Genomic DNA, 11,971 nt, shown 5'->3' on the forward strand with positions numbered 1-11,971 from the left:
TTAGTGGGGTTAAATGCCCGAGCCGAAACTTACTCAGTGCAATTTGTCGTGCGGCGCAGCGGGCAAAAAAAATGCCAGCCCAATGGGCCGGCATTTCGTGACGCATAAAGCCTGATTACATCGCTTTTTTGGTCAGCTCGATGACACGCAGTTTTGCGATAGCTTTCGCCAGTTCCGCAGAAGCCTGAGCATAGTCCACGTCGCCGTGGCTGCTGTTCATGTGCTCTTCTGCTTTACGTTTCGCTTCCAGCGCGCGCGCTTCGTCAAGGTCTTCACCGCGAATCGCAGTGTCGGCCAGAACGGTCGTGCTACCCGGCTGTACTTCCAGCACGCCGCCAGAGAGGTAGATATACTCCTCTTCGCCGTGCTGTTTCACGATGCGAATCATACCAGGCTTGATGGCTGTCAGCAGCGGGGCGTGGCCAGGGTAAATACCCAGCTCACCTTCGCTACCTGACACCTGGATACGCTCTACCAGACCGGAGAACATTTGCTGCTCCGCGCTGACAACGTCCAGATGATAAGTCATAGCCATACTCTTCCTCCTGGGAAACCGTTATTACAGTTTCTTCGCTTTTTCTACAGCTTCGTCGATAGCGCCGACCATATAGAACGCCTGCTCTGGCAGGTGGTCGAATTCGCCTTCCATGATGCCTTTGAAGCCACGGATAGTGTCTTTCAGGGTCACGTACTTACCTGGAGAACCGGTGAAGACTTCAGCAACGAAGAACGGCTGAGACAGGAAGCGCTGAATCTTACGCGCACGTGCCACCAACAGTTTGTCTTCTTCAGACAGCTCGTCCATACCCAGGATGGCGATGATGTCTTTCAGTTCCTGGTAACGCTGCAGCAGAGACTGCACGCCACGCGCAACATCATAGTGCTCCTGACCCACGATCAGTGGATCCAGCTGACGGCTGGTTGAATCCAGCGGGTCAACGGCTGGGTAGATACCCAGAGAGGCGATCTGACGGCTCAGCGTAACGGTTGAGTCCAGGTGAGCAAAGGTGGTTGCTGGTGACGGGTCAGTCAAGTCATCCGCAGGAACGTAAACGGCCTGTACAGAGGTGATTGAACCGGTCTTAGTGGAGGTAATACGCTCCTGCAACACACCCATCTCTTCTGCCAGCGTTGGCTGGTAGCCTACCGCAGATGGCATACGACCCAGCAGTGCTGATACTTCAGTACCGGCCAGGGTGTAACGATAGATGTTGTCGATGAACAGCAGAACGTCACGGCCTTCATCACGGAATTTTTCCGCCATGGTCAAGCCGGTCAGTGCTACGCGCAGACGGTTACCCGGCGGCTCGTTCATCTGGCCATACACCAGCGCTACTTTATCGATAACGTTGGAGTCGGTCATTTCGTGGTAGAAGTCGTTACCCTCACGAGTACGCTCACCCACACCAGCAAATACCGAATAACCTGAGTGCTCAGCCGCGATGTTACGGATCAGCTCCATCATGTTTACGGTTTTACCTACACCCGCACCACCGAACAGACCGACTTTACCGCCCTTAGCGAACGGACACATCAGGTCGATAACCTTGATGCCGGTTTCCAGCAGCTCTTGCGAGTTAGACTGATCTTCATAAGAAGGCGCAGCACGGTGAATAGAGGAAACCTCTACAGTGGTGCCGTCTTCATTCTGCAGGTCGCCTTTCATGTCGATTGGTTCACCCAATACGTTCATGATACGGCCGAGGGTTGCTTTACCAACCGGTACCTGGATCGGTTTTTTCAGGTCGGTTACTTGCAGGCCGCGCTTCAGGCCATCAGAAGTACCCATGGCGATGGTACGCACCACGCCACCACCCAGCTGCTGCTGAACTTCCAGCACCAGACGAGCGTCACCATTTTGAACCTCAAGAGCGCTATATACCTGCGGTACTGCGTCCTGAGGGAATTCGACGTCAACTACGGCGCCGATAATCTGGACAATCTTTCCAGCTGCCATCTTGAATCCTCTACCTAATACGAGAATATCCGGCCGCGCTCGCGCGACAGGATATATGCCTGGTTAAACCGCGGAGGCTCCCGAGACGATCTCGGTAAGTTCCTGGGTGATGCTGGCCTGACGAGCTTTGTTGTAAACCAACTGCAGCTCTTTGATCAGGTTTCCGCCGTTATCGGTTGCAGCTTTCATTGCCACCATACGTGCGGCCTGCTCACTGGCCAGGTTTTCCACCACACCCTGATAAACCTGCGATTCGACATAACGGCGCAGCAGAGTATCCAGCAGCGCTTTCGGATCGGGTTCGTACAGGTAATCCCAGGTCTTCGCCTTCATCTCTTCTTCACCTTCCGCTGGCGGTAACGGCAGCAGTTGGGTAATGGTCGGAGTCTGAGACATGGTGTTATTAAACTTGTTGCCGACGATATACAGCTTGTCGATGCGACCTTCATCATAGGCCTGCAACATCACTTTTACTGGGCCGATAAGATCAGACAGTGCAGGCTTATCGCCCATTCCGGTGACCTGAGCCACGATGTTGCCACCGACAGAGCCGAAGAATGAATTGCCTTTAGAACCGATAATGGCCAGATCGCTCTGTACACCTTTATCCGTCCAGCTCTTCATATCTGCCAGCAATTTTTTGAACAGGTTAATGTTCAAACCACCACAAAGCCCGCGGTCAGTCGAAACGACCAGGTAGCCGACGCGCTTAACGTCACGCTCATCCAGGTAAGGGTGCTTGTATTCCAGATTACCCAACGCAAGGTGACCAATCACTTTGCGCATAGTATCTGCATACGGACGGCTGGCCGCCATGCGTTCCTGCGTTTTACGCATTTTGGAGGCGGCGACCATTTCCATCGCTTTGGTGATCTTCTGCGTATTTTTTACGCTTCCAATCTTGGTACGTATTTCTTTTGCACCGGCCATTAGCTTCTCCTCAAAGCCTTGCGGCCTGCCTTTTCAGACAAGCCGCCAGACATTACCAGGACTGGGTTGCTTTAAACGTTTCGAGGAGGCCTTTCAGCTTCTCTTCGATTTCGTTATTAAAGTTGCCCGCTTGGTTGATTTCAGCCATCAGCTCAGCGTGATCGCGATCCGCGAACGCCAGCAGAGCGGCTTCAAAGCTACCGATTTTCGCCAGTTCAACGTCGTTCAGGAAGCCGCGCTCAGCAGCAAACAGCACCAGACCCTGTTGCGCGACAGACATCGGCGCATACTGTTTCTGTTTCAGCAGCTCGGTCACTTTCTGACCGTGGCTCAGCTGTTTACGCGTTGCATCGTCCAGATCAGATGCGAACTGAGAGAACGCAGCCAGTTCACGATACTGTGCCAGAGCGGTACGGATACCACCGGACAGTTTCTTGATAATCTTGGTCTGTGCAGCACCACCAACACGGGATACAGAGATACCCGGGTTAACGGCCGGACGAATACCGGAGTTGAACAGGTTTGATTCCAGGAAGATCTGACCATCGGTAATCGAGATTACGTTAGTCGGAACGAACGCAGAAACGTCACCCGCCTGGGTTTCAATGATCGGCAATGCGGTCAGAGAACCGGTCTGGCCTTTCACCGCACCGTTAGTGAAACGCTCAACGTAGTCAGCGCTCACGCGTGATGCACGCTCCAGCAGACGAGAGTGGAGATAGAACACGTCGCCTGGGAATGCTTCACGGCCTGGTGGGCGGCGCAGCAGCAGAGAAATCTGACGGTAAGCAACAGCCTGCTTAGACAGGTCATCGTACACGATCAGTGCATCTTCACCGCGGTCACGGAAGTATTCACCCATTGCGCAACCGGCGTATGGCGCCAGGTATTGCAGTGCAGCGGATTCAGAAGCAGAAGCAACAACCACGATGGTGTTAGACAGCGCACCGTGCTCTTCCAGCTTACGTACCACGTTAGAAATGGTTGACGCTTTCTGACCAATCGCAACGTAGACACACTTGATGCCGGAATCGCGCTGGTTGATGATGGCGTCGATTGCCATAGCGGTTTTACCGGTCTGACGGTCACCGATGATCAGCTCACGCTGGCCACGGCCGATTGGAATCATCGCATCGACAGATTTGTAACCGGTCTGAACAGGCTGGTCTACTGACTGACGGTCGATAACGCCCGGTGCAATCACTTCAACAGGCGAGAAGCCGTCGTTGTCGATTGCGCCTTTACCGTCGATCGGTGCACCCAGGGTGTTCACCACACGGCCCAGCAGGCCACGGCCAACTGGAACTTCAAGAATACGGCCAGTACATTTAACCTTCATGCCTTCGGCGAGGTCAGCGTACGGGCCCATCACTACTGCACCAACCGAGTCACGCTCGAGGTTCAGTGCGATAGCGTAACGGTTACCCGGCAGGGCAATCATCTCACCCTGCATCACATCGGCCAGGCCGTGTACGCGGATGATACCGTCACTTACAGAAACAATAGTACCTTCGTTGTGAGCTTCGCTCACTACATTGAACTGAGCAATGCGCTGCTTGATCAGTTCGCTGATTTCGGTGGAATTCAGTTGCATATGCTCCAGTCCCCTTAAGACTGCAAGACGTCTGCCAGACGATCAAGACGGCCGCGTACGCTACCATCAATGACCAGGTCACCCGCACGGATAACCACACCTGCCATTACAGACTTGTCAATTTTGCAATTCAGCTTAACTTTGCGTGACAGACGTTTTTCCATCGCGGCGCTGATTTTCGTCAGCTGGCTGTCACTCAGGGTACTGGCAGAAATCACATCAACTTCGGCGGTCGCTTCATAAGCGTCGCGCAGTTGAATGTACTGTTCCAGTACCGCTGGAAGTGCTGTCAAACGTCCGTTTTCCGCCATCACCTTAATCAGGTTCTGAGCGGGTTCATCAAGTTGATCGCCACACACTGCATTGAAAGATGCAGACAAAGCTTCCGGCGCGATTGCACCGGAAAGAAGATCTGCCATCTGTTCGTTGCGAGCCACTTCTGCGGCAAACGCCAGCATAGTCTGCCAGCGATCGATGCTTTGATGCTCAACAGCAAAGTCAAAAGCTGCTTTGGCGTAGGGGCGAGCTACAGTAATCAGATCAGACATCAGCCCCTCCCTCCTTACAGTTCAGCGACCAGTTTATCAACGATGTCGCTGTTAGCAGCTTCATCCACGGAACGTTCGATGATTTTCTCGGCGCCAGCTAATGCCAGCAACGCGACTTGCTTACGCAGCTCTTCACGGGCACGTGAACGCTCGGCATCAATTTCTGCCTGCGCTTGTGCCACGATGCGGTTACGTTCAGTCTCAGCTTCGGTTTTCGCTTCGTCCAGAATCTGGGCACGGCGTTTGTTCGCCTGCTCGATAATGACTTGAGCGTCTTCTTTCGCTTTCTTCAGCTGGTCGGTCGCATTGGCCTGCGCGAGATCTAAATCTTTCTTCGCGCGCTCAGCAGAAGCAAGGCCTTCAGCAATTTCTTTCTGGCGCTTTTCGATGGCAGCCATAATCGGCGGCCATACGTACTTCATGCAGAACGCGACAAACAGAATGAACGCGATGGCCTGGCCGAGGATTGTTGCATTAATGTTCACAGCACAATGCCTCTTATTAAGTTAACTTGCTCTGCCGCTATCGGCGATAGACGGCAGAATCCGTTCCTCATCACACCGGGTGCCATGAGTGAACAAGGCTACCAGGTTTAGGCGACCGCAAACATCACGTAGAGACCCAGACCTACAGCGATCATTGGGATTGCATCCACCAGACCCATTACAACAAAGAACTGCGTACGCAGCAGAGGAATCAGATCCGGCTGACGCGCTGCGCCTTCCAGGAATTTGCCCCCGAGGATGCCGATACCGATCGCAGCACCGATTGCCGCCAGGCCCATCATCACAGCGGCAGCCATGTACAGCAGATCCATATTCAGGTTTTCCATGACAGTCTCCAGTTTGTTTCAGTTAAAAGCTTAGTGTTGAGATAAAAAAATCAATGTTCTTCAGATGCCATCGACAGATAGACAATCGTGAGGACCATGAAAATGAAAGCCTGCAGCGAAATGATCAGGATGTGGAAAATGGCCCATGGCACATTCAACACCCACTGCGACCACCACGGCAGCAAGCCGGCAATCAGGATAAAGATCAGCTCACCCGCATACATGTTGCCGAACAGTCGCAGACCGAGTGAAACCGGTTTAGACAGCAGGCTAACACCTTCGAGAATCAGGTTGATTGGGATGAAGATCGGGTGATTAAAAGGCTGCAGCGTCAGTTCTTTGGTGAAGCCGCCAATGCCTTTCATTTTGATGCTGTAGAACAGAATCAAAATAAAGACGCCCAACGCCATAGACAGCGTGATGTTCACATCTGCAGACGGCACAACGCGCAGCGCTGGCAGGCCTAAATAGTGCTCACCGATAAACGGCAGCAGGTCGATAGGCAGCAGATCCATGAAGTTCATCAGGAAGACCCAGACAAAAATCGTCAGAGCCAGCGGGGCGATAAGTTTGCTTTTGCCGTGGTACATGTCGCGCACGTTGTTATCAACGAAACCGACAACCAGCTCGATAGCCGCTTGTAATTTCCCTGGAACACCGCTGGTGGCGCTTTTTGCCACTTTACGGAACAACACCAGGAAAATCAGTCCCAGTACCACAGAGAAAAACATGGAATCGATATTTAATACCCAGAACGTCGCAGGAGCGTCGTGCGGATTCACCAACTCGAAAGTACGCAGGTCCAACTGAAGGTTATTCAGGTGGTGACCTATGTATTCTTGCGGAGTAGAGATTTCTCCAGCAGCCATGATGCCTCTTACCCTTTGTTGTTAATTACAGCCGGCGCGACGATCTGCACCACCAGCACCGATAACCAAGTGATTGCGAGTGGCCAGAAGACCGCTCCAAACACACCTAACGCCACCATGAGAAGAATGACCGTCGTGAACACCTTCAACACTTCACCAAGGGCGAAGCTCCAGGCCACACGACCTTTGGCAGGCGTTTGATCCTGCAGGCGCCAGGCTAAAAACATAAACAACACATTCGGCAGCCAGGCTGCCGCTCCACCCGCGATGGCGGAGGCGCCCCAGGTGACATCTTTCAGAGTAAAGAGTGCGCCGATAATGACAAAAGTCACCAGCTGGATGACCAGCACGGTCCGGGCTAATTTCACACTGTAAAGTGACACTGACATGGCGTTGAACTCTCCTGCCCCGAACGGGGTATGTCGCGTGTCGTATAAGACTGCCTTTACTCATTTGAGTCAAGCAGCAAAAGCCGTGCAAATTATACGGGCGCCACCTGCGATTTCAATCGGTAAGTAGCGAAAAGGTGAACAATTATTTAAATTTCTTTCTGGAGGGCTATTTTTCAAAACATCACCTTCCGCGATGACTCGGCCAAAAGTCTGAAATTGCCGTGATTGCTTGCTTTTAAAGCGTGCTTTAGATCACATTATAAGCAAGACACCAGCGGTTTAATTTGTATTAAACGTGAATTTTAAGATTTCAAAGCCAGTCAATATTGTTCTAATTCATAAAGATAGAATAATCCATCCAACATCACGCTATGATTTACGATAAAAACACTCTATTGACATCATAGGCCGCAATAAAAACGTAAAACTGATATTACGCACGCCGATTTATTGCAGAGTTATATTTTCACGCGTGACTATTTGGCCAGGTAAATACAGGCAATAAAGTGATCTATCTGATAATGAAATGTGAATTATTCGTTAAATGTAACAAGCTTTTTCAGATAATTTCCGTGGCGGATGTTAACGGCTATCCCCTGCCCTACCGAATAAAAGCTTTTGACTGAAAGTGTTTAAATGCTGTTTTTTTATTCAGCGGGTTTTCGAAGACAAAGGGTACTGATTGTCTTAAATCCGCACCCTTTTTAAGGCTATTGGCGTTTAATCACCACCAGATGGCGTTCACCATCCAGTTCAGGTACGCGCAGCGACTCGATTTTCTCGACCGTAAAGCCCGCAGGTAAGGCCGCTATTTCATCATCAGGACGCACACCCTTCAGCGCGTAGAAACAACCTGAAGGGCCTGGCAGATGGTGACACCAGGTCAACATATCTTCCAGCGAAGCAAACGCCCTGCTGATCACGCCATCAAACGGTGGCTCAGCGGGGAACTCCTCCACACGGCTCTGTACAGGGGTGATGTTAGTAAGCCCTAACTCATGCTGCACCTGACGCAGGAAACGGATTCGCTTGCCTAAGCTATCCAGTAAGGTGAAATGCGCTTGCGGACGCACAATGGCCAAAGGAATGCCCGGTAATCCTGGCCCCGTTCCCACATCAATAAAGCGCTCACCCTGCAAATGCGGTTCGACCACCACGCTGTCGAGAATATGGCGCACCAGCATCTGCTGCGGGTCGCGCACCGATGTCAGGTTGTAGGCTTTGTTCCACTTATGCAGCAATTCAACATAGCCAACCAGCTGCTGTTTTTGTTGATCGGTAAGGGAAATGTTTGCTGCAGCAAGCAGCTGGGAGAGTTTGTTAATCACAAGGATAATTCCATTAACGGGGGCGAGTCATCTCGCCCCGAAGTCTGTCAGGCGCTTTTACGCAGCAGGCCCTGTTTTTTCAGGTAGATCAGCAGAATGGAGATGGCCGCTGGCGTGATGCCCGAAATGCGCGAAGCCTGACCAATTGAGGTTGGCTTATGATCGTTCAGTTTCGCGATCACTTCATTCGACAGGCCATTGACCTGGCGATAATCGAGGTCGACTGGCAGCAAGGTGTTTTCATTGCGCTGCTGGCGATCGATCTCTTCCTGCTGACGCGCAATATAGCCTTCGTACTTCACCTGAATCTCAACCTGCTCTGCCGCCTGAACGTCGGTCAGCGCCGGGCCGTAGCTCGGTAACGTCATCAGTACATCGTAGGTCATTTCCGGACGACGAAGCAGGTCTTCACCGCTGGCCTCTTTGGTCAGTGGTGCGCTGATCACCGTATTTACTTCAGCCACGTTCTCAGATTTTGGGTGCACCCACAGATCGCGCAGTCGCTGGCGTTCTTGTTCAATCGTCTCCAGCTTCTGGTTGAAGCGTGCCCAACGAACATCATCAACTAAGCCCAGCTCACGACCCGCTTCGGTCAGGCGCAGGTCGGCGTTATCTTCGCGCAGCATCAAGCGGTATTCCGCGCGCGAGGTGAACATGCGGTACGGCTCTTTGGTACCTAAGGTGCAAAGGTCGTCGACCAACACGCCGAGGTAAGCCTGATCGCGGCGTGGCGCCCAGCCCTCTTTGTCTGCTGATGCACGTGCGGCGTTCAAGCCCGCCAGCAGACCTTGCGCTGCGGCCTCTTCATATCCGGTCGTGCCGTTGATTTGACCGGCAAAGAACAGGCCGTGAATAAATTTGCTTTCCAGCGTCGGTTTCAAATCACGTGGATCGAAGAAATCGTACTCAATGGCGTAGCCAGGGCGCACGATCTTCGCATTTTCCAACCCTTTCATCGAGCGGACGATTTGCATCTGCACATCAAATGGCAGGCTGGTTGAGATACCGTTCGGATAGATTTCGTTGCTGGTCAGGCCTTCCGGCTCAAGGAAGATCTGATGGGCGTTACGATCGGCAAAGCGCATCACTTTGTCTTCGATCGATGGGCAGTAACGTGGGCCGATCCCTTCGATGATCCCTGCATACATCGGGCTACGATCGAGGTTATTGCGGATCACATCATGGGTCTGTTCGTTGGTGTAGGTGATCCAGCATGGCACTTGCTGTGGATGCTGAGAAACGTTGCCCATAAACGAGAACACCGGCATCGGTGTATCACCATGCTGAGGGGTCAGCACGGAAAAATCGATAGTACGCGCGTCAATACGCGGTGGCGTACCGGTTTTCAGGCGATTAACACGTAGCGGTAATGCACGTAGACGTTTAGCCAATGGGATGGATGGCGGGTCGCCTGCACGGCCACCGCTGTAATTATCCAGACCAATATGAATTTTGCCGTCGAGGAATGTTCCGACAGTCAGCACCACGCTCTTCGCCCGGAATTTTAATCCCATTTGCGTCACAGCACCGACCACCCGATCGTTCTCGACGATCAGATCATCAACCGCTTGCTGGAAGATCATCAGGTTCGGTTGGTTTTCCAGTGCCGTACGAACGGCCTGACGATACAGCACGCGGTCTGCCTGAGCACGTGTAGCACGTACCGCAGGACCTTTGCTCGCGTTTAGTATCCTAAACTGGATGCCGGCCTGGTCAATTGCTGTGGCCATCAAACCGCCTAAGGCATCCACTTCCTTCACCAGATGTCCCTTTCCGATACCACCGATCGCTGGGTTGCAGGACATTTGTCCAAGCGTATCAATGTTATGGGTGAGTAACAGCGTTTGCTGACCCATTCGGGCAGCGGCCATCGCGGCTTCTGTGCCCGCATGACCACCACCGATTACGATGACGTCAAAGGGTTCTGGATAAAACATGAAGTGGGTCCTCGTTAGTGTTCGGACAGGGATCGTTGCCCTGGGCGGTGGATTCTACTGAAATTCTGTCTGCTGCGAAAGCCGCGGGATCCTGCGGTTTAAAAGAAAGGATCTTTATTCTTTTATATGATCTCTCTGTTAGATCTCTTATTAGGATCGCACCGGGCTGTTGATAACCCAGAAAAGCCTATTTTTTACAGAGAATTAGCGAGGATCACTTGCTGTTAATGATCGGTGATCCTGATCCGTATAAGCTGGGATCAAACAGGCTACTTATACACAGATGAAAAAAGCATCATCGGTTGTTCTTGGGATAACTACCGGTTATACGCAAGATTAAGGCTATGTTATCCACAGTCAGTGGCATAAAAAAAAGCATAAAACAGTGCATTAATCTGGGGATCGTTCTTTTTTCCCGATCCCCCACTCTCTGAGATCGTCTTAAATCTGGGTTTTCCAGGTGGTGACCCACACTTCTGCCGGATCTTCTGGAATCTCATGCTCCAGCACGTCGATCTCAAGGCGATCGCCAATGCGAGTGGCACCGAGTTGGTTTAACTGCTCCTCCAGCAGCTTGATCGCGCCGCAGAAAAGATCATATTCATGATTTCCGATACCCACTGCGCCATATCGGACGCCAGACAGATCCGGTTGTGTCTCTTGCAGTGCTTCATATAAAGGAAGCAAGTTGTCAGGCAGTTCCCCCGCACCGTGCGTCGAGGTGACAATCAGCCAAATTCCTTCCTGCGGCAGTTCATCCAGCTCTGGGCCATGCAGCACCTCGGTTGAGAAGCCCGCTTCCTGCAGTTTTTCTTCCAGATGTTCGGCAACATATTCGGCGCTGCCAAGGGTACTTCCACTGATTAAGGTAATATCGGCCATGATGATCTCCCGCACTAAAGGCGAGCATTGTACGCTGTGATCAAGCCGTGATCCACCTGTGGAAAACAGGGTTAATACCAGAAAGCATCAGGCGACAAGGCGCATCACGCGTGTGATCCGCCTGGGATAAGGTTGTGCACAATAAAAGGGGATTTTAAGGCTTAATGGTGCGCATGATCGGGTTTTGTAACGAGATCAGCGTTTCAGTGGACTGGATTTCATCAATGGTCTGGATCTTGTTGATCAGCACCTGTTGTAAGGCATCGATGGATCGGCACATCACCTTAATAAAGATGCTGTAGTGGCCGGTGGTGTACCAGGCTTCGACGACTTCATCCAGCGCTTCCAGTTTGCTCAGGGCGGCGGGATAATCACGCGCACTCTTCAAAATAATGCCGATAAAGCAGCACACATCAAAGCCAAGCTGACGCGGATCGATTTCCACGCGCGTGCCCAAAATAATTCCCGCTTGTCGCATTTTCTCGACGCGTACATGAATGGTGCCGGGGCTGACGTTGAACTGCTTGGCGAGTTCGGCATAAGCGGTGCGCGCGTTCTCAAGTAGTGCATTGAGAATGCCGCGATCAAGGTTATCCAGTTGCAGTTGTTCCGCCATCATCCATCCTCTTTGAGTTCTTCTTCTATGAACAGTGGAGAATGTGCAGCAAATTAGCAGTGCAGGCAAGATGCAGACCACGCGCG

At 52.0% G+C, this 11,971-nt stretch carries 13 protein-coding genes; all 13 read right to left on the reverse strand.

Annotated features, from left to right (window positions below):
- Positions 1-115 precede the first annotated feature (115 nt).
- The 13 genes from LK04_RS19000 to asnC all read right to left on the reverse strand — a co-directional run bounded on the left by LK04_RS19000 (position 116) and on the right by asnC (position 11,885).
- Complete coding sequence (locus tag LK04_RS19000) at positions 116-535, reverse strand: F0F1 ATP synthase subunit epsilon (RefSeq protein ID WP_034830038.1); 420 nt, start codon at positions 533-535, stop codon at positions 116-118.
- Positions 536-559: 24 nt separating this feature from the next.
- Entirely contained in the window at positions 560-1,957 is a 1,398-nt protein-coding gene (gene atpD, locus LK04_RS19005; protein ID WP_039333004.1) for a F0F1 ATP synthase subunit beta, read from the reverse strand.
- A 63-nt stretch (positions 1,958-2,020) separates the two neighbouring features.
- A complete protein-coding gene (gene atpG, locus LK04_RS19010) occupies positions 2,021-2,887 on the reverse strand; it encodes a F0F1 ATP synthase subunit gamma (RefSeq protein WP_039333002.1) in 867 nt (288 codons plus the stop codon).
- Positions 2,888-2,939: 52 nt separating this feature from the next.
- Positions 2,940-4,481, reverse strand: coding sequence for a F0F1 ATP synthase subunit alpha (gene atpA / locus LK04_RS19015; protein ID WP_039333000.1), 1,542 nt, complete (start codon positions 4,479-4,481; stop codon positions 2,940-2,942).
- A 14-nt stretch (positions 4,482-4,495) separates the two neighbouring features.
- Positions 4,496-5,029 (reverse strand): F0F1 ATP synthase subunit delta, encoded by a 534-nt coding sequence (atpH, locus tag LK04_RS19020; protein WP_039332998.1) that lies wholly within the window; start codon positions 5,027-5,029, stop codon positions 4,496-4,498.
- 14 nt (positions 5,030-5,043) lie between these two features.
- The gene (gene atpF, locus LK04_RS19025; RefSeq protein ID WP_007893603.1) at positions 5,044-5,514 is read right to left on the reverse strand and encodes a F0F1 ATP synthase subunit B; all 471 of its coding nucleotides are present in this window, start codon (positions 5,512-5,514) and stop codon (positions 5,044-5,046) included.
- 107 nt (positions 5,515-5,621) lie between these two features.
- Entirely contained in the window at positions 5,622-5,861 is a 240-nt protein-coding gene (gene atpE / locus LK04_RS19030; protein WP_003849523.1) for a F0F1 ATP synthase subunit C, read from the reverse strand.
- 50 nt (positions 5,862-5,911) lie between these two features.
- Positions 5,912-6,730 (reverse strand): F0F1 ATP synthase subunit A, encoded by an 819-nt coding sequence (gene atpB / locus LK04_RS19035; RefSeq protein ID WP_039332979.1) that lies wholly within the window; start codon positions 6,728-6,730, stop codon positions 5,912-5,914.
- Between the two features lie 8 nt (positions 6,731-6,738).
- Positions 6,739-7,119 (reverse strand): F0F1 ATP synthase subunit I, encoded by a 381-nt coding sequence (atpI, locus tag LK04_RS19040; protein ID WP_039332977.1) that lies wholly within the window; start codon positions 7,117-7,119, stop codon positions 6,739-6,741.
- Between the two features lie 713 nt (positions 7,120-7,832).
- Positions 7,833-8,450, reverse strand: coding sequence for a 16S rRNA (guanine(527)-N(7))-methyltransferase RsmG (rsmG, locus tag LK04_RS19045; protein ID WP_039332975.1), 618 nt, complete (start codon positions 8,448-8,450; stop codon positions 7,833-7,835).
- 47 nt (positions 8,451-8,497) lie between these two features.
- Positions 8,498-10,387: a tRNA uridine-5-carboxymethylaminomethyl(34) synthesis enzyme MnmG gene (mnmG, locus tag LK04_RS19050; protein ID WP_039332973.1), complete on the reverse strand. Its 1,890-nt coding sequence runs from the start codon at positions 10,385-10,387 to the stop codon at positions 8,498-8,500.
- A 441-nt stretch (positions 10,388-10,828) separates the two neighbouring features.
- The gene (gene mioC / locus LK04_RS19055; RefSeq protein WP_039332970.1) at positions 10,829-11,269 is read right to left on the reverse strand and encodes an FMN-binding protein MioC; all 441 of its coding nucleotides are present in this window, start codon (positions 11,267-11,269) and stop codon (positions 10,829-10,831) included.
- Positions 11,270-11,423: 154 nt separating this feature from the next.
- Positions 11,424-11,885, reverse strand: coding sequence for a transcriptional regulator AsnC (asnC, locus tag LK04_RS19060; RefSeq protein ID WP_034830053.1), 462 nt, complete (start codon positions 11,883-11,885; stop codon positions 11,424-11,426).
- Positions 11,886-11,971: the final 86 nt, after the last annotated feature.

The sequence above is a fragment of the Pantoea vagans genome (assembly GCF_001506165.1).
GTDB classification, from domain to species: domain Bacteria; phylum Pseudomonadota; class Gammaproteobacteria; order Enterobacterales; family Enterobacteriaceae; genus Pantoea; species Pantoea vagans_C.